This window comes from Cellulomonas sp. McL0617 (assembly GCF_049994875.1).
Lineage (GTDB): Bacteria > Actinomycetota > Actinomycetes > Actinomycetales > Cellulomonadaceae > Cellulomonas.
Genome location: NZ_CP188256.1, coordinates 3523521 through 3548055, shown reverse-complemented (window position 1 = coordinate 3548055; position 24535 = coordinate 3523521). Strand labels below are relative to the sequence as shown.

Here is a 24535-nt window from a genome sequence, read left to right as displayed (position 1 = left end):
GAAGCGCTTTCACATGACGAGCGTCACACCGGTCGGTGGGCCTCGCAACCGGAAGCGCTTCCTATGCGGCGGCGGGTGCGTCGACGTCGACCTCGTGCAGCGCCCTCGTCCGCCCGTCCACGGCGACGAGCACGAGCAGCGCGAGCAAGGCGTCGAACCACCCGTACTGGACGCCGAGCTGGCCGCCCACCAGCATCAGCGAGCTCACCACCGAGGTGCCTGGATACAGCTCCGTGCCCGCGCCGACGTACATCGCCCCCGTGGCGACGACGGCTGCGGCGATGGTCGCGAACCAGACGGCGAACGTGAACGCCGTGCGGCCGAGCGCCCGGTGCACCGTCCGGGCCGCCACGTACACCAGCACGCCCTGGACGAGCGCGACGACGACAGCTCCGAGCCACAGCCGCGGCGTGTCGCCGGTGACCAGCCGAGCCCACCAACCGGCGGGCACCGGGAGGAGCGTCGCGATCCACGGGGACGCGTCCTGGTGACCGGCGACCGCGGCCTGGTCGGTCAGGTCGACCGAGCCGTCGGCCCAGGAGCGCAGCCCGCCGACGACCAGCCAACCGAGGCCGCCGACGAGCGCGGCCGTGGCGGCTGCCAGACGTGCGGCGCGCTCGGTCACGGGCGCCACGGTCCGCAGCGGTCGTCGCTGGACCCGGACGACCGCGAGCCCGACGGCCCAGCCCCAGACGACTCCCCAGTACGCACCGGCGGTCACCGTCCCGATCAGGTCGCCGGGCCGCGTGGCACCGAGGTGGGTGCTGGTCTCCACCGCCGCGAGGGCCGCGAGCCCCGCGCCCGCGGCCGAGGCGAACCAGACGGCGAGCAGCACCACCGGCCAACCGCCCGTGCGGTCCTGCGTGACCGGGACGACGAGCACGCCCACGACCACCGCCAGGACCACGACGCCGACGAGCCAGGCAGTCGTCTCGGACCGGACGAGCTGGAGTGCGCCACTCGTGAACGGGACGAACGGGGCGAGCCCGCCGACGGCGCGCCAGGCGTGCGACATCGTCCCGCTCAGCACCCAGAGGACGACCGCGGCGAGCGCGGCGACAGACGAGCTGACCAGCCGTCTCGACATGCTCGGACCGTAGCGACTCTGAGACGCGCGCGGGGTTGATTCGCGGCGCCGGTAGGCTGTGGGTCGTCTGCCGACCCCCTGCCCGCCTCGCGCGCGGCCCCCGATCGAGGGATCAGATGGCCACCAGCACGACCCATGCCCACGTGTCCGACACCGTCGAGAACGCCGCCGCGACCCCGGACCTCGCGCAGCCGTTCGCCGAGCTGGGGCTGAAGCCCGACGAGTACCAGCGCATCCGCGACCTGCTCGGTCGTCGGCCCACCGCCGCCGAGCTGGCCATGTACTCGGTCATGTGGTCGGAGCACTGCTCGTACAAGTCGAGCAAGAACCACCTGCGCCAGTTCGGGGACAAGACCACCGACGCCATGAAGGAGCACCTGCTCGTCGGCATCGGCGAGAACGCGGGCGTCGTGGACATCGGCGACGGCTGGGCCGTGACGTTCAAGGTCGAGTCGCACAACCACCCGTCGTACGTCGAGCCGTACCAGGGCGCCGCCACGGGCGTCGGCGGCATCGTGCGCGACATCATCTCGATGGGTGCACGGCCGGTCGCGGTCATGGACCAGCTCCGGTTCGGCGCGGTCGACCACCCCGACACGGCCCGCGTGGTGCATGGCGTCGTCGCGGGTGTCGGCGGCTACGGCAACTCCCTCGGCCTGCCCAACATCGGCGGCGAGCTCGTGTTCGACGCCTCCTACCAGGGCAACCCGCTGGTCAACGCCCTGTGCCTCGGCGTGCTGCGGCATGAGGACATCCACCTGGCCAACGCGTCCGGCACCGGCAACAAGATCGTCCTGTTCGGGGCCCGGACGGGCGGCGACGGCATCGGCGGGGCGTCGATCCTGGCGTCCGAGACATTCGACGACGCCAAGCCCTCCAAGCGCCCGTCCGTGCAGGTGGGCGACCCGTTCATGGAGAAGGTCCTCATCGAGTGCTGCCTCGAGCTCTACGCCGCGCGCGTGGTCGAGGGCATCCAGGACCTGGGCGCCGCCGGCATCTCGTGCGCGACGAGCGAGCTGGCCTCCAACGGCGACGGCGGCATGCACGTCGACCTCGAGAACGTGCTGCTGCGCGACCCCACGCTGACCGCGGGCGAGATCCTCATGTCGGAGTCGCAGGAACGGATGATGGCCGTCGTCCGCCCCGACCAGCTCGACGAGTTCCTCGCGATCACGTCGAAGTGGGACGTCGAGACGGCCGTGATCGGCGAGGTCACCGGCACGGGGCGCCTGACCATCGACCACCACGGTGAGCGCATCGTCGACGTCGAACCGCGGTCCGTCGCGCACGACGGGCCCGTCTACGACCGTCCGTACGCCCGTCCGGCCTGGCAGGACGGTCTCAACGCCGACACCACCGGGTCGCTGGCCAGGCCGACGACGAACGACGACGTCCGCGCGACCGTCCTGCGGCTGCTCGCCAGCCCGAACCTCGCGTCCAAGGCCTGGGTGACCAGCCAGTACGACCGGTTCGTGCAGGGCAACACCGCGCTCGCGCAGCCCGACGACTCCGGGGTCATCCGGGTCGACGAGACGACCGGGCTGGGCGTCGCGCTCGCCACCGACGCCAACGGCCGGTACGCCAAGCTCGACCCGTACACGGGCGCGCAGCTGGCCCTCGCGGAGGCGTACCGCAACGTCGCGACGACGGGTGCCCGCCCCCTGGCCGTGACCGACTGCCTCAACTTCGGTTCGCCGGAGCACCCCGACTCGATGTGGCAGCTGGTCGAGGCCATCCGCGGGCTGGCCGACGCGTGCCAGATCCTCGAGGTGCCGGTGACCGGCGGCAACGTGTCGCTCTACAACGGCACCGGCGAGCCCGGCCTCATCGACTCGGCGATCCACCCGACGCCCGTCGTCGGCGTCCTCGGCGTGCTGGACGACGTCGCCGACGCCACCCCGTCCGGCTGGACGCAGCCCGGCCAGGCCGTCTACCTGCTCGGCACCACGCGCCCCGAGCTCGACGGGTCCGCCTGGGCCGACGTCGTGCACGGGCACCTCGGTGGCCTCCCGCCGGCGGTCGACCTCGCGGCCGAACGACGTCTGGCGTTCGTCCTGACCCACGCCAGCCGCGACGAGCTGGTCGACGCGGCCCACGACCTGTCCGAGGGCGGCCTCGCCCAGGCCCTCGTCGAGTCCTCGCTCCGCTACGGCGTCGGCGTCCAGGTCTCGCTGGACGGCCTCTGCGCCCGCGACGGGGTCACACCCTTCGAGGCCCTGTTCTCCGAGTCCACCGCCCGCGTGCTCGTCGCGGTGCCGCGCACGGAGGAGGTCCGCCTGGTCGACCTCTGCACCGCGCGCGGCGTCCCCGCCCTGCGCCTGGGCGAGACCGCGGAGTCCTGCTCCCCGGGCGCGGGCACGCCGGTCGACGAGTCCGACCACGTGCACGGCCCCGCCGTCGAGGTCCAGGGGCTCTTCACGCTGCCGCTCTCGGAGGCCCGCGACGCCCACGAGGCAACGCTCCCGCACTACTTCGGCTGACGCGCCCGACCGCGCCCGTCGTCGAGAAGGAAGCTGTGCACGCCTGGCACCGACCGGGCGTGCGCAGCTGCCTTCTCGACCGGCGCCATCCGCATAATCACGTGCTCGCGCATGCGTCCGCTCCTACCGTCGTGGCGTGCAGCAACCCGTACGCGTAGTGCGCGCCGACAAGGGCGCTGTCCTCGTGCTGCCCGCCGACGGGTCCGACGAGCCGGTGCGGGTGGTCCTCGACCGCGACGGGCTCGTCGACACGGCCGCCGGTGACCGGGTCGCGCCCACGGTCGGCGACTGGGTGGACGTCGTCGGCGACCACGCGACGCTGGTCCACGAACGCCGCACCGCCCTGGTCCGCGACACTGCGGGCGCGACGAGCCGCGTGCAGTCGCTGGCCGCCAACATCGACGTGGTGCTGATCGCCGAGCACCTGGACCCCGATCCGGACCTCGGCCGGATCGAGCGCATGCTCACGCTGGCGTGGCGGTCGGGCGCCCGGCCGGTGGTCGTCCTCACCAAGGCCGACCTCGTCCCCGACCCCGAGGGCATGGCCGACGATGTCGCTGCGGTCGCCCTCGCAGTCGACGTGCACGCCGTGAGCGTCCGGGAGGGCCGGGGCCTCGATCCGATCCGGGCTCTCCTTGCGGACGGCGTCACCCTGGTCGTCGTCGGACCGTCGGGTGCCGGCAAGTCCACGCTGGTCAACGCGCTCGCGGGCCGGACCGTCATGGACACGGGCGGGCAGCGGAACGACGGCCGGGGGCGGCACACGACGACGCACCGCGAGCTCGTCCCGCTGGCGGGCGGCGCGATGCTCATCGACACCCCCGGCATCCGCGGGGTCGGCGTGGTCGCCGACGCCGACGCCCTCGGCACCACGTTCGCCGACGTCGCGGAGCTGGCCGACCGTTGCCGGTTCGCTGACTGCCACCACACCGGCGACGCCGGCTGCGCGATCGAGGCCGCGCTCGCCACCGGGGAGCTGACCGAGCGTCGGTTCGACAGCTGGCGCCGGCTGGCCAAGGAGGCCGCCTACCAGGCGCGCCGCTCGGACGCCCGCCTGGCCGCGCAGGACAAGGAGCGCGGGAAGCGCAGCACCAAGGACTACCAGCGCAGCGTCCGCGGCCCCGGGCGATCGCGCTCCTAGAACGGGCTCGTGTTCACGAACTGGAACTGCAGCCGCGCGTCCGTGGTGCGGGGCACCATGAGCGTCGTCGCGCTGGGCGACCAGGCGTTGGGCACCAGGAACATGGCCGACGGCCCCTGCACGAGCAGGTGCAGGCCGCGGTATCGGTACCTCGGCTGGTCGATGAGCGCGGCGCAGGCGGGGTCGGGCGCAGCACCGGTGAGCCAGCAGAGGTCCTCCGGGGCGGCCACCGTGTTGCGCAGGTGCAGGTCGGCCGGGCTGTCGAGGATGACCGCGGGCAGCTGGTCGAGGTTGCGCGCGACCTGCTCGGCCTGCCCGCGCCCCGACCAGTCCGCGGTGATGGACACCGCCCAGAACGCCGCGGCGACCACGATGACCCAGAGCCCGGCGACCGTCCCCGGCGCGTTCCTCGTCGCGAACGGCAGGGCGGACGCGCAGACGCCCGCGCCGACGCCGACCAGGCACGCGGACACCAGCGACAGGTACGGCCACGCACCCCACCACGCGTACGCGAGCAGCAGGACCAGGCCTGCGCCGAGGACCGCCCCGCTGCCCGCGACCCACCGGCGCGCGACCCGACGGACGTGCGCGTCCCCGTCGGCCTTGGCGCGCTCCTGACCGGCCTGCACCTCGAGCCGGCCGTGCAGCGCGACCGCCGCGACGGCGAGCACGACGAGCACCAGGAGCGGGACCAGCAGCGGCTGCGGGCTGCGCATCACGTAGTCGCGCGGGGTCAGACCGATCGTGTCGACGTCCACCCCGAAGTACGCGTACTGCGACTTGGTGTAGACGTAGCCGAAGTAGAACAGCAGCGTGCTGACCAGAGTGATCGGCGCGGCGATCTGGGTGGCGGTGGACAGCCACTGCGGCAGGCTCCGGCCCTCGGTCGAGGCCATGTCAGCCGCCACCGCCGGCCACGGCCTCCAGGTCGAGGTCGGGGGACACGTCGGGCGCGTCGTCGATCTGCTGGGTCAGCGTCGCGCAGTCGTCCTGGGACAACGGGGCGGTGCACGTCAGCGTCCCGACCATGCCGACGAGCGCCTGAGCCTCCGCCGCCCCGGACCGCACGAAGCCGATCACGCAGCTCGAGGCGTCGACGGTGATCTCGGCGCCGTCGCACCACTGCGTGCCGCCGCCGCTGTCGCCGCAGGCCTCGTGCGACGCCGTCCACGTCTGCGGCACGACCGCGGCGTGGTCGACGGCGAAGGTCAGCCCGTCCGTGAGCTGAGGCAGGTCGCCGCTGCCCCAGCTCCAGAAGACGCAGACCGTGTCCGGGGCGACGAGGTTGCCGGCACCGGTCCCGGCGACCGCGGTGGTGAGCACCGGCAGCGCCTCTCCTGGGGGCAGTGGTGCCTCCTGGTCGCCCGTGCCCCGGGTCGGCGCGACGTCGTTGACGGCCTGCGTGGGCTCCGAGACCGGGGGACCGCCTCCCGGGCCGGAGCATGCGGCCAGCAGTGCCGCCGCGACGAGTGCGACGGCGAGTCGAAGCGGTCGTGCCATCGGGTCACCTCCGACCGGCGCTGGTGCGAGCGACACTCGAAAGGTACGCCGACGGCGGCCTCAGATACCTCCGCGCGCCCCGGCCGCGGACGTACGCGTCGCTCGCGCTCCTGGTCGAGACCGACCTTGGCCCGCGCCTGGAGGCCCCCCACGCGCGCGGAACGTTGTCCCCGATCGCGGTGTACGCGCCCGTCAGGCGCGAGAATGGGTCCGTGCCGCCGCGTCGTCGTACCGATCCGTCCGACGGGCGTGCCGCTCTCGCCGCCTGGCGAGCCGAGCCGACGCGGGTCGCGTCGCGACGGGTCGCCGTCCGGTTCACGCTCGAGGAGCTGGCCGACGTCGCGCCGGGGAACGCCGTCGAGGTCCGCGTGCCGCCGGACGGTGCCGTGCAGGCCGTCGAGGGTCCTCGTCACACCCGGGGCACCCCGCCCAACGTCGTCGAGACCGATCCGCAGACCTGGTTGCAGCTGGCAACGGGGTTGCTGACCTGGGACGACGCGATCTCCGACGGACGGATCCGGGCCTCCGGCGAGCGTGCCGACCTCCGGGACTGGCTTCCGCTGCAGGCGGCCCGCGAGCGGTTCTGACCTAGGATCACGGCGTGCCCGACGACCCCCAGCCGGCAGACGACGAGTCGCCTTCGACCCCCGTCGAGACACCCGAGCCCGCGCAGACGTCCACCGAGCCCCCGCAGACGTCCACCGAGCCCCCGCTGCCGACGCCCGAGGAGCTGACCGCCGCGCCCGACGCCACGATCCGTCACGCCCCCAAGTTCGGCGCGTTCATCACGGCCGGCGCGCTCACCGGGATGGTCGTCGCCCTCCTGCTCACGGTGCTCATCGGCCCGGCCGTACCGCTCGCGTCCGACGGTTCCGGGTTCCTGCCGTTCCTGGACGGCGAGAACGCGGTCCGGACGATCATGGTGGTGACGGGTGCCGTGGTCGGCGGCTTCGCCGGGGCGCTGCTCGCCGTGCTCGCGGACCGGCGCAGCGTGCGCCGGACGGGCCGTTCGGACGGCTAGGCAGCCCGCCGACGCGCCGTCGTATGAGACGATGAGGCAGTGGCCCCCCGCGCAGACGGACGTCTGAACCACGACCTCCTCCCCAACGAAAAAGGCCCGCAGGACGCCTGTGGCGTCTTCGGCGTCTGGGCTCCCGGCGAGGAAGTCGCCAAGCTCACGTACTTCGGGCTCTACGCGCTTCAGCACCGCGGCCAGGAGTCGGCGGGCATCGCCACGTCCAACGGTCAGCAGCTGCTGGTCTACAAGGACATGGGCCTGGTCTCGCAGGTGTTCGACGAGACGGCGCTGAACGCCCTGCAGGGCCACATCGCCATCGGGCACTGCCGGTACTCGACCACCGGCGGAAGCACCTGGGAGAACGCGCAGCCGACGCTCGGACCGACGTCCGCCGGCACCGTCGCCCTCGGCCACAACGGCAACCTGACCAACACGGCCGAGCTGGTCGACCTCGTCGCGGAGCGCTACGGCAGCCAGCGGCGCGGCGAGCTCGCTCGCGGCAACACCACCGACACAGCGCTGATCACGGCACTGCTGGCCGGGGACCCGGACCACACGCTCGAGGCCACGGCGCTGGAGGTGCTCCCGCGCCTGCGCGGCGCGTTCAGCCTCGTGTTCATGGACGAGCACACGCTCTACGCCGCGCGCGACCCGCAGGGTGTGCGGCCGCTCGTCCTCGGTCGCCTGGAGCGCGGCTGGGTGGTGGCCAGCGAGACGCCCGCCCTGGACATCGTCGGCGCGAGCTTCGTGCGCGAGATCGACCCCGGCGAGTTCATCGCGATCGACGCCGACGGTCTGCGGAGCACCAAGTTCGCGACGCCGGACCGCGCCGGCTGCGTGTTCGAATATGTCTACCTCGCCCGCCCCGACACGACGATCGCGGGCCGGTCGGTGCACGCTGCACGCGTCGCCATGGGCCGTCGGCTCGCCGTCGAGCACCCGGTCGAGGCCGACCTGGTCATCCCCGTGCCGGAGTCCGGCACACCCGCCGCGGTCGGGTACGCCGCGGCCTCGGGCATCCCGTTCGGGCAGGGTCTGACCAAGAACGCCTACGTGGGCCGCACGTTCATCCAACCGTCGCAGACCCTGCGCCAGCTGGGCATCCGGCTCAAGCTCAACCCGCTGCGTGAGGTCATCCGGGGCAAGCGCCTGGTGGTCGTCGACGACTCGATCGTCCGCGGCAACACCCAGCGCGCATTGATCCGCATGCTCCGCGAGGCCGGTGCCGCCGAGGTGCACGTGCGCATCAGCTCCCCGCCCGTCAAGTGGCCGTGCTTCTACGGCATCGACTTCGCCTCCCGTGCGGAGCTCATCGCCAACGGCCTGACTCCCGACGAGATCGCGGCCTCCCTCGGCGCCGACTCGCTCGGTTACATCTCTACGGAGGGCATGATCGCCGCCACCGAGCAGCCCGCGTCGCAGCTGTGCGCCGCGTGCTTCACCGGTCAGTACCCGATCGAGCTGCCGCCGGCCGACCGGATGGGCAAGTACCTGCTCGAGCAGACCGAGCTCCCGCTGGGCGCACCCGAGGACGGCCTGCTGTCGATCGTCCCGAGCGTCGGCGGCGGCTCCGCACTGGACCACCCGTGAGCGGGACCGTCGAGAGTCGGTCCGTCACGTACGCGGCCGCGGGCGTCGACACCGAGGCCGGTGACAAGGCCGTCGAGCTGATGAAGGACGCCGTGCGCGCCACGCACGGACCGCAGGTGCTCGGCGGGGTCGGCGGCTTCGCGGGCCTGTACGACGCGAGCGCCCTGCTCACCTACCGCAAGCCCCTGCTGGCCACCTCGACCGACGGCGTCGGCACCAAGGTCGCCATCGCGCAGGCGCTCGACATCCACCACACGATCGGGTTCGACCTGGTGGGCATGGTGGTCGACGACATCGTGGTGGTCGGGGCCAAGCCCCTGTTCATGACCGACTACATCGCGTGCGGTCGTGTGGTGCCCGAGCGGATCGCCGGCATCGTGCGCGGCATCGCGGCGGCCTGCTCGGTGGCCGGCACGGCGCTGGTCGGCGGCGAGACCGCCGAGCACCCGGGCCTGCTGGGTCCCGACGAGTACGACGTGGCCGGCGCCGCGACCGGTGTGGTCGAGGCGGACCAGCTGCTCGGGCCGGAGCGCGTCCGCCCGGGCGACGTGCTGATCGCGCTCGGCTCCAGCGGGCTGCACTCGAACGGCTACTCGCTGGTGCGCAAGGTGGTCCAGGTGGCCGGCTGGCAGCTCGACCGGCACGTCGACGAGCTGGGCCGCACGCTGGGCGAGGAGCTCCTGGAGCCCACGCGCGTCTACGCGAGCGACTGCCTCGCCCTGGTCGAGCGGGCGGGTGCCGACCAGCTGCACGCCTACAGCCACGTGACCGGCGGCGGTCTGGCATCGAACGTCGCACGCGTCCTGCCGTCGGGGCTCGTCGCGGACATCGACCGCGGCGGCTGGCAGCTGCCGCCCGTCTTCTCGCTGGTGCAGAGCATGGGCCAGGTGCCGTGGACCGACCTCGAGGGCACGTTGAATCTCGGCGTGGGCATGGTCGCGATCGTCGCGCCGGATGCCGTGGACGGCGTGCTCGCGCACGCGGGCGAGCTGGGCATGACCGCGTGGACGCTGGGCGCGGTGCGGTCCGCCGACCCGTCGAGGGACGTCGTGGGCAGCCCCGGTTTCGTCGCCGGAACCAAGGGAGTGCACGGCGGCGCGGTCCAGCTCACGGGTTCCTACCGGGTCTGACACCGAGCTCGCGACCCCGGTCGCGCGGCCGGGCCGGGACACGAAGCCAGCCCGCCGGGCCCGACACGAAACCAGCCCGCCTGGCCCGGACACGAAGCCAGCCCGCCTGGCCCGGACACGAAGCCAGCAGGGCGCCGTCGGTGCCCGAAGACGTGCGCACCGACGGCTGCCCTGCTGTGGCTTCGCGCGACCAGAGGCCGCGCCGCGACCCGCGATGACCGCGAGGTCAGGCACCTATCGCGTCAACGATCGTCGTCCGACCAACGGCGGTAGTCGTCGTTGTCGTCGTCAGTGTCGGTCTCCACAACCGCGCGAGGGCGGTTGTCGGTCACGACATCGTTGTGGCCGTGCGACGTGAGCTCCTGCTCGAGAGCTCGGTAGTTGGTCTCCGGGCTGAAGTACTTCAGCTCCCGGGCCACCTTCGTCTGCTTAGCCTTCTGACGGCCGCGCCCCATGGCATCGACCCCCTCTTACGTGGATGCGGGGCGGCTCCGTGCAAGACACGTGCGGCCCCGGGGTGCTGAATTTCGTCTCTTCGTGGGGCAACCGTACATGGTCGCCGCGTATTCCGACCACTTGCGTGGCGCGATCCGCGTCACGTGCCCGAGTCGTCCGGATCGGCGTCGTCCCAGCGATGGCACGGCACGTACCCGAGCGGACCCCCGGCGTCGCGCAGGTGGCCCTGTGCGGGCCGGCGAGACACGGCGCGATAGGCATCCGTCCAGTCGGACGACCGTCCAGGTAGTGTGCGGTGTTGTTCGGGCGTGTCGAGTGGTTTGCCCGAATGGTCGGGTTTAGTCTGGTGTGACGGCTCCGAGGGGCAGGCCGTGCGTGTGCCATGGGAGTGCTGTGAAGATCCGTCTGAAAGCGCTCTCCGGGTATGCGATATGCGTCGCTTTCATGCATGCTGGGTGAGATGTCCCGCTTTGCGGGCCGGTGACGGTCCAATGGTCCGATCGAAGTTGCCGGGCTTGAGAGCAACGGAGAACCCGAAGAAGCCGGGTACCGACACTGTCGGTGCCGTGAGCCAAGAAGCCGCCAGGAGGCAGCTCGTGAACGCACACGCCCCAGAGTCCGAGACTCTGCTCACCCCGTCCGAGGTGGCCACGCTGTTCCGCGTGGACCCGAAGACTGTGACCCGCTGGGCCAAGGCCGGCAAGCTGTCGTCCATCCGCACGCTGGGTGGTCACCGCCGCTACCGCGAGTCCGAGGTTCGCGACCTCCTCAACGGAATCCCACAGCAGCGTTCTGACAGCTGACCGAGTCCTTCGACTCGACACGCCCGGGCGCGGTCCCGGGACGGAGGCGCGCCCAGCAACGCCGCTGCGCGCCCGAGCCTCCTCGACGGTCCCTCCCACGCGGACCGCGTGCTCGCCGGCCCGGCTCGTCCTGCCAGCCCGGCCCCCGTTCGTTCAAGCGCCCCGCTCTGGTGGCTAGTCGCCCCGCCGCGCAGCCACGACAGCGACGAGCGCGACGAACGCGGTGACCCCGGCCGCGACGCTCCCCAGCACCGTCAGTGCCCGCGTGCGCGCCTCGGGTCCACCCTCGCCCGTCGTGGCGTCGGACCACAGCCGCCGCCCGCGCTCCATGGCCCGGCCCGCCTGTGCCCGCGGGTCGAGGCGTGCGGCAAGCTCGTCGACGGTCGCTGCGAGCTGGGCTCGCGTCGCGGTGATGTCCGCCTCGATGGCGACCATCTCGGGCGTGCTGAAGGGTTCGACCGGCTTGGCGGGGCGGTCGGGCGTCTCGTCGCTCATGAGCGGATCCCTTGCTTGATCGCGTCGACGTCTTCTTGCAGGGTCTCGACGGCGCGGATGGTCGACGGTGGCGTGCCCTTCTTGATGCTCCGGATGCCCAGCAGCGCGAGGACGGCGACGACCAGCAGCAGGACGACCGTGACGATCAGCGCGGCGAGCCACAGGTCGACGACGAGCGCCAGCGCGATGATGGCCGTCGCGATCGCGGCGGCCAGGAAGTACAGGGCGAGGACGCCGGCGACGACGAGCATCCCGGCGCCGATGCCGATCTTCTGGGCGCGACCGGCGATCTCGGCCTTGAACAGCTCGATCTCCGCCCGGACGAGCCTGGCGCCCGTCTCGCTGATCTCGCTGACGAGCTGGCCCAGGGATCGTTCGTCGCCCGGGGGTCCCGACTGGGTGGTCATGGCGCAACCTCTCGCTCTGGTGACTCGTCGAGGTACAAGTGTGCTGGTCGCAGCGCGGCCCCGCGAGGTGTGCGGTGGTCAGTTCTCCCAGGGGTGGACCTGCTCCTCGGCCGGGTGTGTCGGCTCGTGCACGCGGACGATGGAGATCGCGGGCCCGGTCGGCAGGTGTCGCCGGCCCCAGGCCGCTGCGCCCGCGCCCACGAGCACGAGCGCCACGCCGATGATCAGGGCGGCCAGCCAGGGGTCGACCGCGTGGGACAGGCCCAGGACCGCGGCGGTGACGAACAGGGCCAGCCCGAAGAATGTCACGAGCGCCGCGACGCCGAACGCGATCGCCGACGGCCGGACCTCGACCGCGCGGGCGCGGACGCTGCTGGTGACGGCGTTGATCTCGGCCTGCACGGCCTGGCGGACGTGGTCCTCGACCAGCTCGATCTTCTCGCGCGCCTTCTCCGTGAAGGGCTCGGTGAAGCGGTCGAAGAAGCCCCGGGATCGCTCGCCCTTCACGGGGCCGGGGGTGTCCGTCATGGTGACTCCTTGCGCTCGGGGACTGCGCCCCACCCTAGGTCTCGCGGTGTCGCCCAGGGTGGTAGACAGGGCCTGGGCAGGGCGCCCACCTGAAGGAGCGCACGATGGCCGTGGTGGAGATGGACCAGCTGGGGCACGTGGATGTCGCCGTCATCCTGTTCGACGGACCGGACGTCGGCGACGGGGTGGCCGAGGCGCTCACCGCGCTGCACGAGCAGGGGACGGTCCGCGTCATCGACCTCGCAGAGGTCAGCAAGGCGGCCGACGGGACGATCACCGTGATCGAGCCATCGGAGGGCGAGACCGGTACGGCCCTGGACTCCGTGGGCGACGACCCGCTCGACCTGTTGAGCGAGTCCGACCTGATGGAGATCGGCGAGGGGCTCGATCCTGGGCAGCTGGCGCTGGTCGTCGTCTGGGAGAACGCGTGGGCCGTGCAGTTCACCCAGGCCGTGCGCTCGTCGGGCGGCGATGTCGTGCTCTTCGACCGCATCCCGCGGGAGATCGTTCAGGCCGCCGTCGAGGCGCTGGCAGAAGGAGATGGTGCGTGATGCGCGGACGACGGATGGGACGCCCTGGGCTCGTCGGGACGATGGCGCGGACGGCGGTGATCGCGGGGACGGCGACGGCGGTCAGCGGCAGCGTGTCGCGGCACTCGGCGGCCAACCAGCAGCAGGCCGCGCAGGCGCAGGCGGCCGAGCAGCAGGCGATGGTCGACCAGGCGGCCCCGGCACCCGTGGACGCAGCGCCGCCGCCGGTGGACATCATCGGGCAGCTCAAGCAGCTCGGTGACCTCAAGGCCGCGGGCGTCTTGACCGACGAGGAGTTCGCGGCCGCGAAGGCCAAGCTGCTCGGCTGACGCGCTGCGCGACGAAGCCCCGCTCCGGATCCATCCGGGCGGGGCTTCGGTGGTGGCTCCGACGGGCGTCGATCCCGTGACCTCACGATTTTCAGTCGTGCGCTCTACCAACTGAGCTACAGAGCCGTGAAACGAGAACGCCGGTCCGCGGACCGGCGAATCGAGCGACCCCGACGGGACTTGAACCCGCGACCTCCGCCGTGACAGGGCGGCGCGCTAACCAACTGCGCTACGGGGCCTTGGTGGTGCTAAGGCCTTCATGCAACTGCGTGTACTGCGTACCCCCAACGGGATTCGAACCCGTGCTACCGCCGTGAAAGGGCGGGGTCCTAGGCCGCTAGACGATGGGGGCATGTCCAACCCCTGACGTCGAGGCGTCGGAAGACCGGTGATGAGCATACGGGGTCATCGGCCCGATCTCCAAAGCGGCCCCGGGGCCGCCGTCCGGCGTGGACCCAGCCTGCGAAGATGGTCGCATGGTCGAGATGACGCGCGCCGAGTTCGAGGACGCGGTGCGCGACGCGCTCGACGAGATACCGCAGGAGCTCGCCGCGATGATGGACAACGTCGTCGTGCTGGTGGAGGACTCGCCGCCGGCCGACGAGCAGGACCTGCTCGGGCTGTACGAGGGGACACCGCTGACCGAGCGGGGCGACTTCTGGGCGTCCGGGTCCCTGCCGGACCGGATCACGATCTTCCGCCTGCCGACGCTCGCGTTCTGTGCGGACCGGTCCGAGGTCGTCGAGGAGGTCGCCGTGACCGTCGTGCACGAGATCGCCCACCACTTCGGCATCGACGACGACCGGCTGCACGACCTCGGTTGGGGCTGACCCCGGTGGGCCACGACCACGACCACGCGACCGCGGCGCAGGCGCACCGGGGTCGGCTCGTCGCCGTGCTCGTCCTGACGCTCGTCGTCCTGGTGGTCGAGGTGGTCGGGGGTGTGGTGTCCGGATCGTTCGCGCTGGTCGCGGACGCTGGGCACATGCTCACCGATGCCGCCGGGGTGGGTCTGGCGCTCGGTGCGACCGCGCTGGCCGCCCGTCCCGCGACCGCCGCGCGCACGTTCGGCTGGCAGCGCGCCGAGATCCTGGCCGCCCTGGTCAACGGCCTCGTCATCGGGGTGGTGGGTGTGCTCGTGATCGTCGGCGGCGTCCGACGGCTGCTCGATCCGGCGCCCGTCGAGGCGGGCCTCATGCTCGGCGTGGCGTGCGTCGGGCTCGTCGCCAACGGTGTGGGGCTGGCCCTGCTGCATCGGGGGCAGGGGGAGTCGCTCACCGTCCGCGGGGCGTACCTCGAGGTGCTCGGCGACCTGCTCGGCTCCGTGGCGGTGGTCGCGGCCGCCGTCGTCGTGCTGGCGACGGGGTACCTGCGGGCCGACGGGATCGCGTCGGTGCTGATCGGGGTGATGATCGTGCCGCGCGCGGTCGGGCTGCTGCGCGAGGTCGGCGCGGTGCTCCTGGAGGCCACCCCGCGTGGCGTCGACCTGGACGCGATCCGGTCGCACATCTGCGGTGTGCCGGGGGTGCTCGGCGTCCACGACCTGCACGCCTGGACCATCACGTCGGGCGTGCCCGTGCTCTCGGCGCACGTCGAGGTCCCCGATGACCTGCTGGCCCGCGGCGAGGCCGGCCGCGTCCTGGACGACCTGCGGCACTGCCTGGCCGGCCACTTCGACGTCGCGCACTGCACGTTCCAGCTGGAACCCCCGTCGTCCACCCGCGAGGAGCACCACTCCCACGTGTGACGCGCGCGTCTAGGGTCGGGGCATGGTTGCTGTCGGGATCGTGGTGCTGCCGCAGGATCGGTGGGAGGTCGGGCGGGCGAAGTGGCTGCAGGCCGAGGAGTGGGGGTTCGACCACGCGTGGACGTACGACCACCTGGCCTGGCGGACGCTCGTCGACCAGCCGTGGTTCGCGACCGTCCCGCTGCTCGCCGCCGCGGCGGCCGTCACCTCCCGGATCGGGCTGGGCACGCTCGTGGCGTCGCCGAACTTTCGGCAGCCGGTGCCGTTCGCCAAGGACGTGCTGGGTCTCGACGACATCAGCGGCGGCCGGTTCGTGCTCGGGATCGGTGCGGGTGGCGAGGGGCTGGACTCGTGGGTGGCGGGTGACCCGATCAGCCGCGGCGAGCGGACGCGGCGGTTCGAGGAGTTCGTCGCGCTGCTGGACATGCTGCTGACCACGCCGGTCACCGCGCACCAGGGGGAGTTCTACCGGGCCGACGGTGCACGGATGATCCCCGGCACGCTCGCGCGTCCGCGCACGCCGTTCGTCGTGGCCGCCAACGGGCCGCGGACCATGGCGCTCGCCGCGCGGTACGGGCAGGGCTGGGTCACCTACGGCCAGACGTTCCTGTCCGAGGGTGCCGACCTCACCGCCGAGCAGGAGCAGTGGTGGGCGGCCCTGGCGACGATGCAGTCGGCCGTCGACGAGGCCGTCGCCGCTCACCGGCCCGCCGGGTCGCCGACGCTGCGGCGCTACCTGTCGCTCGACGGTGCGCCGATCTTCTCGATGCAGTCCGCGGACCTCGTCGTCGAGGGGATCGAGCGCGCGGCCGCGCTGGGGTTCACCGACGTGATCGTGCACTGGCCCCGCGACGAGGGCGTCTACGCGGGCTCACCGACGGTCCTGGAGGCGCTCGTCGACAACCTCCCGCGTCTGCAGGGCCTCGCGGTCCCTCCGCGCTGAGTGCGGGTCAGTGGGCCTGGCGGGCCGACCAGGCGCTGCTGACCATGTCGAGCAGGGTGTGGCGCATCCGCCAGTCCAGGTCGCGGGCGGCCAGCTCACCGCTGGCGACGATGCGCGCCGGGTCACCGGGGCGACGGGCGGCCAGCTCGGGCTCGAACGCGATGCCGGTGGCCTGCGCGACGGCCGTCATGATCTCCCGGACGGACGAGCCGGCGCCGGAGCCCAGGTTGTAGACGGGCTCGAGCGGGGTGCCCGCGGCCAGGGCCTGCGCCGCCGCGACGTGCGAGGTCGCGAGGTCGGCGACGTGCAGGTAGTCGCGGACGCAGGTGCCGTCGGGCGTCGGGTAGTCGGTGCCGTTGATGCGCGGGGTGCGACCCGCGGCGAGGGCGTCCAGCACCAGCGGGAAGAGGTTGTGCGGGCTGGTGTCGTACAGGTCGTCGGTGGCCGACCCGACCACGTTGAAGTACCGCAGCGACGTGTGCCGCAGACCGGTCGCGCGGGCCTGGTCGGCCAGGACCCACTCGCCGATGAGCTTGGACTCGCCGTAGGGCGACTCGGGGCTCGTCGCGGTGGCCTCGGTGACCAGGTCGACGTCTGGGGTCCCGTAGACGGCCGCCGACGAGGAGAACACGATCGCGTCGACGCCCTGGGAGGCCATCGCCTCGAGCAGGTGGACCGTGCCCGTGACGTTCTGCTCGTAGGTGTGCAGCGGGCGGCTGACCGAGACGCCGGCGTACTTGAAGCCCGCGAGGTGCACCACGCCGACCACGCCGTGCTGGCTGAGCGTGTCTGCGACCAGGTCGGTGTCCAGGATGGAGCCCTGGACCAGCGGGACGTCCGCGGGGACGAAGTCCTTGTGCCCGCTGGACAGGTCGTCGAGCACCACGGTGCTGAGTCCCACCTGCCCGAACGCCCGGACCACGTGCGACCCGATGTACCCGGCACCACCGGTGACCAGCCATGTCATGCATCCGAGCCTACCGACGGTCGCTGCGGGGACGCGGTGCCGACCAGAGGTCGGGACGCCGGGGTGCATCCGCTAGGGATCGTCAGGGGGAAGGGCAGGTAGCGGTGGCGTGGGGGCCGATGCTCAGTATGCTGAGCATTCCTAGTCCTGCCAGGCACACGATCGTCGTGTCCGGTCCGCCCAGCTCCACCCACGGCCGAAGGGACGAGATGCACGGCGAGACCAGTGTGCAGCAGGCGATCATTGCCCAGTCGGACGGGCACGCGCTGCTCGCGCAGGGCGTCGAGGACGCGATGACTCGTACGGCTCGCGTCTTGGCGGACTTCGTCGACGAACGCGTGCGGCTCGCGGGCGGACGCTCGCAGGTGGCGGCGCGGCTGTGGACCGACCTCGCGGCGGTCGTCGGCGGCAAGCTCATGCGACCCAGGCTGGCGGTCGCGGCGTACCTGGGCCTCGGTGGCGACGACCCCGCCGCCGTAGCGCCCGTCGCCGCGGCCGTCGAGGTGCTGCACACCGCGATGCTCGTGCACGACGACCTGCTGGACCACGACGAGCTCCGGCGGGGACGGCCGAACGTCGCCGGCGCCACACGCGCGCGGCTGGACGGGCGCGGGCTGGACGGGCGCGCTATCGAGGACCAGGTGCTCGCGGCCGGGCTCCTCGCCGGCGATCTCGCGATCGCCGCGGCGTTCTCGCTGGTGGCGGGCGCGCCGACGGGTTCCGGCACCAAGGTGCGCATCATCGAACGGTTGGCCGAGGGCATCGAGACGACGGTCGTCGGCGAGCTGCTCGACATGGCCGCCGCGCTGGACCGACCCCGGGACGTGGACGCGCTCGCGGTCGCCGAGCTCAAGACGGCGGCCTACTCGGGCAGCCTCCCGCTCGTGGTGGGCGGGATCCTCGCGGGTGCCGACGACGAGACCGTGGCGTCGCTGGCCGCCGTCGGCTCCGCGCTCGGCGTGGCGTTCCAGCTGCGCGACGACGAGCTCGGGGTGTTCGGGGACCCGCAGCTGACGGGCAAGTCGGTGCTGTCCGACCTTCGTGAGGGCAAGCGCACCGAGCTGCTGCGACGGACGTACGCGCTCGCCGACGAGGCGGGCTGCGCGGTGCTCGACCGGTACGTCGGCCGCGCAGACCTCGACGGGGCCGGGGCGGAGCGGGTGCGTACGGTGATGCGCGACAGCGGTGCGCTGGACTCGGTGCGGGACCTGACCCGGCGGACCGCGTGGCACGCGCGCGAGCTGGCGGTGGGCGCGCTGCCCGAACCGCTGGGAGGCTACCTGGTGGGCGTGGTCGACGACCTCGTCGGGCGGGGCCGCTGAGTGACGGAGGAGATCGTGGGGCAGGCGAGGGACCGGGCGCTGCGGCTCTACGACGTCACCGCCGCGCGCACCAGCGCGAACGTCCTCGCCGTCTACTCCACCTCGTTCGGTCTGGGCACGCGGCTGCTCGGCCGGCGTGCGCAGCAGGACATCCGGGCCGTGTACGCCCTGGTGCGTCTCGCCGACGAGGTGGTCGACACCTACCGCGGCGACGACGCCGGCGCCGAGCTGGACGAGCTGGAGACGCAGACGCACCGAGCGCTGCGCACCGGCTACTCGACCAACCTCGTCGTCCATGCGTTCGCCCGGACGGCCCGGCGCGTCGGGATCACGCAGGCCGAGACGGTGCCGTTCTACGCGTCCATGCGCGCCGACCTGACCGTGCACAGCCACGACCGCGCCAGCTACGAGGCCTACGTCTTCGGTTCCGCCGAGGTGGTGGGTCTCATGTGCGTCCGGGCCTTCCTGAACGAGCCCCGGCGCCCGGGCGACCCCGTGGTCGAGCCGACGAGCACGCAGGTGGCCGGCGCCCGGGCACTCGGCGCCGCGTTCCAGAAGATCAACTTCCTGCGCGACCTGGGCATCGACAACGCCGAGCTGGACCGCACGTACTTTCCCGGCACCCGCCCCGGTGTCGTCTCCTCGGAGCAGCTGACCGAGATCCTCGAGGAGATCGCCGACGACGTCGCCGTGGCCCGGTCGGCGCTGCCCGAGCTGCCGCCGCGCGCCCGGTACGCGGTGGCCGCGACGCTCGCCCTGTACCAGCGGCTGCTCGACGACCTCGCGCAGTGCACGCCGGCGCAGATCCTCGACCGCCGCGTGCGGCTGTCGACGCCCACCAAGCTGCTCGTCGTCGGGGAGGCCGTCGTCGCGCAGGCGCGGGCGGGCCGGTGACCGGACGGGTCGTCGTCGTCGGCGGCGGGATCGCCGGGCTCGCCACGGCGGCCCTGCTGGCCCGCGGGGGAGCGGGCGTCACCCTGCTCGAGGCCCACGACCGGGTCGGTGGGCGGGCGGGCCTGCTGGAGCGGGACGGGTTCCGGTTCGACACCGGGCCGTCCTGGTACTTCATGCCAGAGGTCTTCGCCCACGCGTTCGCGCTGCTCGGGGAGCGCATCGAGGATTACGTCGACCTGGTACGGCTCGATCCGGCCTACCGCCTCTTCCCCGAGCAGGGTGCGCCGCTGGACGTCGTGCAGGACGCCGAGATCAACTGGAAGGCGTTCGACGCGCTCGAGCCGGGAGCCGGCCAGGCGATGCGTGCGTACGCGCAGGCGTCGACGCAGGCCTACCGCGACGCCCTCGAGTCGTTCCTGTACACGACCTTCGCGCGACCGGACCGGCTGCTCACGGTCGACGTCCTGCGGCGGTCGCCCACGCTCGTCGACCTGCTGACGCACACGCTCGCGGACCGGATCGAGGGCACCGTCGAGAACCCCGTCCTGCGACAGGTCCTGGGCTACCCCGCGGTGTTCCTCGGCAGCTCGCCGTACCGCGTCCCCGCGCTCTACTCCCTCATGAGCCACCTCGACCTCGTCGACGGCGTACGTTTCCCGCGCGGCGGGATGTACACGATCATCGAGGCCCTCGAGCGCCTCGCAGTGCGCGAAGGGGTCCGGATCCGCACCGGCGCCGCCGTGGCCTCGATCGAGGTCGATCCCGACGGGCGGCGCGGGGTGGCCCGGGGCGTGCGGCTGGCCACGGGTGAGCTGGTGGCCGCCGACGTCGTCGTCTCGGCCGCGGACCGGCACCACACGGAGACCGAGCTGCTCGACGCGCGGTTCAGCGACCTGCCCGCGCGCGAGTGGGAGACCCGCGGCCCCGGCATCTCGGCGCTGGTCATCATGGCGGGCGTGCGCGGCGAGCTGCCCGAGCTGGCTCACCACTCGCTGTTCTTCACGCGCGACTGGCGGACGAACTTCGAAGACATCCTCGGCACGGACCGGGCGTCGACCCGCACGAGGATCCCCGAGGTGGCCTCGCTGTACGTCTCGCGGACGACGGCCACCGATCCGAGCGCCGCCCCCGACGGCCACGAGAACCTGTTCGTCCTCGTCCCGTTCCCCGCCGATCCGTCGGTGGGCGACCTCGACGCACACGCCGACCGCTACCTCGACCAGATCGGGACGTGGGCGGGCATCCCGAACCTGCGCGAACGCGTCGTGGTGCGCGAGCTGCGGGGGCCGGCGGACTTCGCACGCGACTTCCACGCCTGGCGCGGGAGTGCCCTGGGCATGGAGCACACGCTGCGACAGAGCGCGATGTTCCGCCCCGGCGACGCATCCGAGCGCGTCCCGAACCTGCTGCACGCCGGCGGTGGGACGATCCCCGGTGTGGGCCTGCCGATGTGCCTGATCAGCGCCGAGCTCGTGGTGAAGCGGATGCTCGGTGAGACGTCCGCGCGCCCGTTGCCCGCGCCCCTGCGCCCCGGCTTCCTGGCCTCGGCGCGACCGCGCGGCGTGTGGAGCGCCGTCAGCCGATGAGCTTTCTCTATCTCGGCGCCCTGCTCGTCTCGCTGGGCGGCCTCGCGATCCTCGACCGACGGTTCCGGCTGGCCTTCTGGGCCGACGCCCGCCGGGCCGGGCTCACCGTCGGGATCGGCGTGGTCGGGTTCCTGCTCTGGGACCTCGCCGGGCTGGGGCTGCACATCTTCGCGCGCGGCGACTCCCCGAACATGGCCGGCATCCTGATCGCTCCGGAGCTGCCCGTGGAGGAGGCTTTCTTCCTCGCCCTGCTCTGCTACACGGCCCTGCTGGTCTGGCGCGGGCTGGAGCGGTGGCGACGATGACCAACGCCGTCATGAACCTCATCGTGCTCGTGGTCCTCGGGGCGGTCTCGTGGCCCGTGCTCCGCCGGCTGCGCGGTGGCCCGGTGACCGGCACGGTCCTCGTGCTCTGCCTGCTGACCGTCGTCTTCGACACGGCGATGATCGCGGCCGGGCTCTACGTGTTCGACGCCGACAAGATCCTCGGCGTCTACGTCTGGGGTGCGCCGATCGAGGACTTCGCGTACGCGATCGCGGCCGCCGTCGGTATGCCGGTGCTCTGGACGGTGCTCGGGCGGGGGAGGGACGAGTGAGGGAGGTCCTCGCGGCGTCGCGCCCGTTCTCCTGGATCAACACCGCCTACCCGTTCGCGGCCGGCTACCTGCTCGCCACGGGCGGGCGGGTGGATGCGCTGTTCGTCGTCGGCACCCTGTTCTTCCTGGTCCCGTACAACCTGCTGATGTACGGGATCAACGACGTCTTCGACTACGCCTCCGACCTGCGCAACCCGCGCAAGGGCGGCATCGAGGGCGGGCTCGTCCCCATCGACCGGGCACGGTCGGTGCACCGGCGGATCCTGTGGTCGTGCGTCGTGCTGAACGCGCCGTTCGTGGTCTACCTGCTGCTGAACGGCTCTTCCGGGGCGGACGCGGTGCTCGTCGGCGTCCTCTTCCTGGTGATCGCCTACTCGGCCCCCGTGCTGCGCTTCAAGGAGCGCCCGGTGCTCGACTCGTTCACCTCGGCCATGCACTTCGTCGGCCCCCTGCTCTACGCGTTGGTGCTGGTCGGGGCCTCCTTGACGACGAGGACGACGTGGCCGGTGCTCGTGGCGTTCGTGCTCTGGGGGATGGCGTCGCACGCGTTCGGGGCGGTGCAGGACGTGCGCGCGGACCGCGAGGGCGGGATCGCGTCGGTCGCGACGGCACTGGGTGCGCACGCCACCGTCGTCGCCGCGACCGTCCTCTACGTCGTGGCCGCAGCCGTCCTGCTGCTGGGTCCCTGGCCGATCGCGGCCGTCCTGCCGATCCCCTACGCCATCAGCACCGCGCAGTACTGGTCCGTCCGCGACGACGACTGCGAACGCGCCAACGCGGGCTGGCGTCGGTTCCTGTGGCTGAACCTGGTCACCGGCTTCCTGGTGACCATGCTGCTCATCGTGATCGCACGAACGTGAGCGCCTTCACGCGTTGACCTGCGCGTCTGGCAGAGTGCGCGCATGGCGAACGCTTCCGCGCACGACTGGTCGATCTTCCTGGTGATCGTCGGCCTGCGACTGATCGTGCCGTTGTTCATCCCGAAGTTCCCGCTGCCCGCCATCCTGGCCGCGCTCGTCATCGACGGTCTCGACCAGACGATCTTCGCGACGTACACCGACCTGCCCCTGGACAACTACCAGTCCTATGACAAGGCGCTGGACATCTACTACCTGACCATCGCGTACCTGGCGGTGATGCGGAACTGGCGCAACCCGTTCGCGGTCGGGGTGGCCGCGGCGCTCTGGTACTACCGGCTGGTCGGCGTTCTCGCGTTCGAGCTCACCGGGTACCGCTGGATGCTCATGGTGTTCCCCAACACCTTCGAGTACTTCGTCATCGCCATCGAGGTGGTCCGCACCCGCTGGGACGCCGGCACGCTCTCCAAGAAGGCCTTCGTCTGGACCGCCGCGCTCATCTGGATCTTCATCAAGCTGCCGCAGGAGTGGTGGATCCACGTCGCCCAGCTGGACTTCACGGACGAGTTCAAGACGAAGGTCCTCGGCATCGAGACCACCGACCCCTGGTCCGCGGCCTGGGACGCCCGCCCCGGGGTGGTGATCGGCCTGGTCGTGCTGCTCGTCGCGATCGTTGTCGTCGGCTGGCGCCTCTCGCGCCGCCTGCCCCCGGCCGCCTGGCCGTTCACCGTCGACGCCGACGTCATCAGCCGCCGCGTCGGCTGGCTGCCCACCGGCCCGATCGCGGTGGCCCCCCGCGGCACGGCGCACGTGCTCGAGAAGATCGCGCTCGCCGGCCTGGTCTCGCTCATCGTGCTCGAGTCGTGGCCGCTGCTCGACGTCCGGTCGTGGGTCGCGTTCGTCGTCGTCGGCGCGGTCGTGCTCGTGCACGCCGGGGTGTCGGTGTGGCGGACCCGGGCCGGCCGGACCACGGCCGCGAACCTCGGCGTCCAGGTGGTCATCAACACCGTCATCAGCCTCGTGGCCATGCTCGTCTTCGCGGCGTTCGCCAGCCGTGGCTCGGCCGACATCTCCGTGGGGGACGTGCTGCTCTTCGCGTACATCGTGGCGCTGATCGTCACGCTGTACGACCGGTACGCGGCCCGTCGTGAGGCGATCGTGCCGGCGGGTCCGTCACCTCACGACGATGTGCGCTCCTCGACCGCGGTGGGCGGCCGATAGCGCACCAGGAGCGCACGCAGGCCGCGGACGGCGAGGACCCAGGCGATGAGGAGGAGCGCCACGGTGCAGATGCGGGCCGCGGTCCACGGCAGCGCATCGACCCACGTCGGGCCCGCGTTCTGCGACGACGAGAACCCGTAGCTCGTGTCGACCCCCGCCGTCGAGACCAGCCACGTCAGCGCCACGGCGGGCAGCAGGTAGGCGCCCGCGCGAGCCGGGACGCGGTTGCGGGACGCGACGACGGCGCCACCGGTCGCGATCAGGAGCGTCGCGACGGCCGGGGCGGCGAGCGCGGTACCGGCCGGCGCCGGGGCGTAGAGCTCGACGAGCCCTGTGTGGAGGTGCCGAAGTGCGGGTCCGGCGTAGAGCGACACCGAGAGGACCGACGCGACGACCGCCAGGACGTGCATGCTGCCGGTGCCCGGCCGGGCATCGCGCACGAGCGCCACCAGTCCGAACGTCGCGAGCGTCCACAGCAGCCCGACCAGGAGCGCGATGACCGCGGTGCCGGCGGACCCGGGGACGTTGTCGAGCGGGCTCGGGTCGAAGGCAGGCAGGGCAGGGAGGGCCGACGCCGTTCCGACCTGGACCGTCAGGAAGTAAGCAGGGCCGGCGTTCGTGCCGGACAGCCACGCCCAGGAGGCGAGGGTCGCGGGCACGGCGTAGAGCCAGGCGAACCGCGCGGCTCGCCGTGGCCGCCATGCGACGCCGACCGAGGCGACGACCACGACGGTCGCCACGACGAGCAGGAACGGCCCGTCCCCGTTCGCCCCGAGGTCGAGAGCACGAGCCAGCGCCCAGACGGCCACGGCGACGACCGAGGCGGCCTGGGCGAGCCACCAGACCCATCGGTCGCGCCCGCGCAGGTCCGCCATGCGCCCAACCTAGGGGTCGTCTGTCGGCTGCGCG

The 24535-nt window shown here is 72.4% G+C and carries 28 protein-coding genes and 3 tRNA genes; 19 read left to right on the top strand and 12 right to left on the bottom strand.

The window, feature by feature from the left end:
* Positions 1-61 precede the first annotated feature (61 nt).
* The gene (locus tag ACPPVS_RS16140; protein ID WP_426593247.1) at positions 62-1087 is read right to left on the bottom strand and encodes a hypothetical protein; all 1026 of its coding nucleotides are present in this window, start codon (positions 1085-1087) and stop codon (positions 62-64) included.
* 116 nt (positions 1088-1203) lie between these two features.
* Between ACPPVS_RS16140 and purL the strand changes: the two genes are divergently transcribed.
* Together purL and rsgA are read left to right on the top strand one after the other, a co-directional pair.
* A complete protein-coding gene (purL, locus tag ACPPVS_RS16135) occupies positions 1204-3567 on the top strand; it encodes a phosphoribosylformylglycinamidine synthase subunit PurL (RefSeq protein WP_426593246.1) in 2364 nt (787 codons plus the stop codon).
* A 136-nt stretch (positions 3568-3703) separates the two neighbouring features.
* Positions 3704-4708, top strand: a complete 1005-nt coding sequence (rsgA, locus tag ACPPVS_RS16130; protein WP_426593245.1) for a ribosome small subunit-dependent GTPase A — start codon at positions 3704-3706, stop codon at positions 4706-4708.
* Here the strand turns inward: rsgA and ACPPVS_RS16125 are convergent.
* Positions 4705-5604, bottom strand: coding sequence for a hypothetical protein (locus ACPPVS_RS16125; protein WP_426593244.1), 900 nt, complete (start codon positions 5602-5604; stop codon positions 4705-4707). The two genes, rsgA and ACPPVS_RS16125, sit on opposite strands and share 4 nt — an antisense overlap.
* Before the next feature lies 1 nt (position 5605).
* The gene (locus tag ACPPVS_RS16120) at positions 5606-6208 is read right to left on the bottom strand and encodes a hypothetical protein (protein ID WP_426593243.1); all 603 of its coding nucleotides are present in this window, start codon (positions 6206-6208) and stop codon (positions 5606-5608) included.
* A 212-nt stretch (positions 6209-6420) separates the two neighbouring features.
* On the opposite strand from ACPPVS_RS16120, the gene ACPPVS_RS16115 reads away from it, so the two are divergent.
* From ACPPVS_RS16115 to purM, 4 genes are read left to right on the top strand one after another with little or no spacing between them, the layout of a single operon-like run.
* A complete protein-coding gene (locus ACPPVS_RS16115) occupies positions 6421-6795 on the top strand; it encodes a sterol carrier family protein (RefSeq protein ID WP_426593242.1) in 375 nt (124 codons plus the stop codon).
* 14 nt (positions 6796-6809) lie between these two features.
* Positions 6810-7229 (top strand): histidine kinase, encoded by a 420-nt coding sequence (locus tag ACPPVS_RS16110; RefSeq protein ID WP_426593241.1) that lies wholly within the window; start codon positions 6810-6812, stop codon positions 7227-7229.
* 39 nt (positions 7230-7268) lie between these two features.
* Positions 7269-8816 carry an amidophosphoribosyltransferase gene (purF, locus tag ACPPVS_RS16105; RefSeq protein WP_426593240.1) on the top strand — a complete coding sequence of 516 codons (1548 nt, stop codon included), beginning with the start codon at positions 7269-7271 and terminating at the stop codon, positions 8814-8816.
* Positions 8813-9946, top strand: coding sequence for a phosphoribosylformylglycinamidine cyclo-ligase (gene purM, locus ACPPVS_RS16100; protein WP_426593239.1), 1134 nt, complete (start codon positions 8813-8815; stop codon positions 9944-9946). The genes purF and purM overlap by 4 nt, the downstream gene beginning before the upstream one ends.
* A gap of 242 nt (positions 9947-10188) precedes the next feature.
* Here purM and ACPPVS_RS16095 read toward each other — a convergent pair whose 3' ends face one another.
* Complete coding sequence (locus tag ACPPVS_RS16095) at positions 10189-10401, bottom strand: DUF3073 domain-containing protein (protein ID WP_426593238.1); 213 nt, start codon at positions 10399-10401, stop codon at positions 10189-10191.
* A gap of 597 nt (positions 10402-10998) precedes the next feature.
* Between ACPPVS_RS16095 and ACPPVS_RS16090 the strand changes: the two genes are divergently transcribed.
* A complete protein-coding gene (locus ACPPVS_RS16090; RefSeq protein WP_426596003.1) occupies positions 10999-11205 on the top strand; it encodes a BldC family transcriptional regulator in 207 nt (68 codons plus the stop codon).
* Between the two features lie 174 nt (positions 11206-11379).
* Here the strand turns inward: ACPPVS_RS16090 and ACPPVS_RS16085 are convergent, their stop codons facing one another.
* The 3 genes from ACPPVS_RS16085 to ACPPVS_RS16075 all read right to left on the bottom strand — a co-directional run bounded on the left by ACPPVS_RS16085 (position 11380) and on the right by ACPPVS_RS16075 (position 12635).
* A complete protein-coding gene (locus ACPPVS_RS16085; protein WP_426593237.1) occupies positions 11380-11700 on the bottom strand; it encodes a DUF3618 domain-containing protein in 321 nt (106 codons plus the stop codon).
* On the bottom strand, positions 11697-12107 hold the full coding sequence (locus ACPPVS_RS16080) for a phage holin family protein (RefSeq protein ID WP_426593236.1): 411 nt from the start codon (positions 12105-12107) through the stop codon (positions 11697-11699). Before ACPPVS_RS16080 ends, ACPPVS_RS16085 begins: the two co-directional genes overlap by 4 nt.
* A 78-nt stretch (positions 12108-12185) precedes the next feature.
* A complete protein-coding gene (locus ACPPVS_RS16075) occupies positions 12186-12635 on the bottom strand; it encodes a phage holin family protein (protein ID WP_426593235.1) in 450 nt (149 codons plus the stop codon).
* 104 nt (positions 12636-12739) lie between these two features.
* Here ACPPVS_RS16075 and ACPPVS_RS16070 point away from each other — a divergent pair, with 104 nt between their 5' ends.
* Positions 12740-13186 (top strand): DUF6325 family protein, encoded by a 447-nt coding sequence (locus ACPPVS_RS16070; RefSeq protein WP_426593234.1) that lies wholly within the window; start codon positions 12740-12742, stop codon positions 13184-13186.
* A 14-nt stretch (positions 13187-13200) separates the two neighbouring features.
* Entirely contained in the window at positions 13201-13494 is a 294-nt protein-coding gene (locus tag ACPPVS_RS16065; RefSeq protein ID WP_426593233.1) for an SHOCT domain-containing protein, read from the top strand.
* A 50-nt stretch (positions 13495-13544) separates the two neighbouring features.
* Here the strand turns inward: ACPPVS_RS16065 and ACPPVS_RS16060 are convergent.
* From ACPPVS_RS16060 to ACPPVS_RS16050, 3 genes are all read right to left on the bottom strand, one after another.
* Positions 13545-13620: transfer RNA gene (locus ACPPVS_RS16060), tRNA-Phe, on the bottom strand.
* A 39-nt stretch (positions 13621-13659) separates the two neighbouring features.
* A tRNA-Asp gene (locus ACPPVS_RS16055) sits at positions 13660-13733 on the bottom strand.
* 40 nt (positions 13734-13773) lie between these two features.
* A tRNA-Glu gene (locus tag ACPPVS_RS16050) sits at positions 13774-13846 on the bottom strand.
* 124 nt (positions 13847-13970) lie between these two features.
* On the opposite strand from ACPPVS_RS16050, the gene ACPPVS_RS16045 reads away from it, so the two are divergent.
* Genes ACPPVS_RS16045 through ACPPVS_RS16035 form a run of 3 tightly spaced genes read left to right on the top strand, consistent with a single transcriptional unit; the run spans position 13971 to position 16184 of the window.
* The gene (locus tag ACPPVS_RS16045; RefSeq protein ID WP_426593232.1) at positions 13971-14324 is read left to right on the top strand and encodes a metallopeptidase family protein; all 354 of its coding nucleotides are present in this window, start codon (positions 13971-13973) and stop codon (positions 14322-14324) included.
* 5 nt (positions 14325-14329) lie between these two features.
* A complete protein-coding gene (locus ACPPVS_RS16040) occupies positions 14330-15241 on the top strand; it encodes a cation diffusion facilitator family transporter (RefSeq protein WP_426593231.1) in 912 nt (303 codons plus the stop codon).
* Between the two features lie 22 nt (positions 15242-15263).
* Entirely contained in the window at positions 15264-16184 is a 921-nt protein-coding gene (locus ACPPVS_RS16035; RefSeq protein WP_426593230.1) for an LLM class flavin-dependent oxidoreductase, read from the top strand.
* Positions 16185-16191: 7 nt separating this feature from the next.
* Here the strand turns inward: ACPPVS_RS16035 and galE are convergent, their stop codons facing one another.
* Positions 16192-17151 carry a UDP-glucose 4-epimerase GalE gene (gene galE, locus ACPPVS_RS16030; protein ID WP_426593229.1) on the bottom strand — a complete coding sequence of 320 codons (960 nt, stop codon included), beginning with the start codon at positions 17149-17151 and terminating at the stop codon, positions 16192-16194.
* 167 nt (positions 17152-17318) lie between these two features.
* On the opposite strand from galE, the gene ACPPVS_RS16025 reads away from it, so the two are divergent.
* The 7 genes from ACPPVS_RS16025 to ACPPVS_RS15995 are packed head-to-tail and all read left to right on the top strand — an operon-like array spanning position 17319 to position 23626.
* Complete coding sequence (locus tag ACPPVS_RS16025; RefSeq protein ID WP_426593228.1) at positions 17319-18473, top strand: polyprenyl synthetase family protein; 1155 nt, start codon at positions 17319-17321, stop codon at positions 18471-18473.
* A gap of 15 nt (positions 18474-18488) precedes the next feature.
* Complete coding sequence (locus ACPPVS_RS16020; protein WP_426593227.1) at positions 18489-19367, top strand: phytoene/squalene synthase family protein; 879 nt, start codon at positions 18489-18491, stop codon at positions 19365-19367.
* Positions 19364-20953, top strand: coding sequence for a phytoene desaturase family protein (gene crtI / locus ACPPVS_RS16015; protein WP_426593226.1), 1590 nt, complete (start codon positions 19364-19366; stop codon positions 20951-20953). The genes ACPPVS_RS16020 and crtI overlap by 4 nt, the downstream gene beginning before the upstream one ends.
* The gene (locus tag ACPPVS_RS16010; protein ID WP_426593225.1) at positions 20950-21258 is read left to right on the top strand and encodes a lycopene cyclase domain-containing protein; all 309 of its coding nucleotides are present in this window, start codon (positions 20950-20952) and stop codon (positions 21256-21258) included. Before crtI ends, ACPPVS_RS16010 begins: the two co-directional genes overlap by 4 nt.
* On the top strand, positions 21255-21548 hold the full coding sequence (locus tag ACPPVS_RS16005; protein ID WP_426593224.1) for a lycopene cyclase domain-containing protein: 294 nt from the start codon (positions 21255-21257) through the stop codon (positions 21546-21548). Before ACPPVS_RS16010 ends, ACPPVS_RS16005 begins: the two co-directional genes overlap by 4 nt.
* Positions 21545-22408, top strand: coding sequence for a prenyltransferase (locus tag ACPPVS_RS16000; RefSeq protein ID WP_426593223.1), 864 nt, complete (start codon positions 21545-21547; stop codon positions 22406-22408). Before ACPPVS_RS16005 ends, ACPPVS_RS16000 begins: the two co-directional genes overlap by 4 nt.
* 42 nt (positions 22409-22450) lie before the next feature.
* Entirely contained in the window at positions 22451-23626 is a 1176-nt protein-coding gene (locus ACPPVS_RS15995) for a hypothetical protein (RefSeq protein ID WP_426593222.1), read from the top strand.
* On the opposite strand, the gene ACPPVS_RS15990 is transcribed toward ACPPVS_RS15995, so the two are convergent.
* Positions 23584-24501, bottom strand: coding sequence for a hypothetical protein (locus ACPPVS_RS15990; protein ID WP_426593221.1), 918 nt, complete (start codon positions 24499-24501; stop codon positions 23584-23586). The two genes, ACPPVS_RS15995 and ACPPVS_RS15990, sit on opposite strands and share 43 nt — an antisense overlap.
* Between the last annotated feature and the right edge of the window lie 34 nt (positions 24502-24535).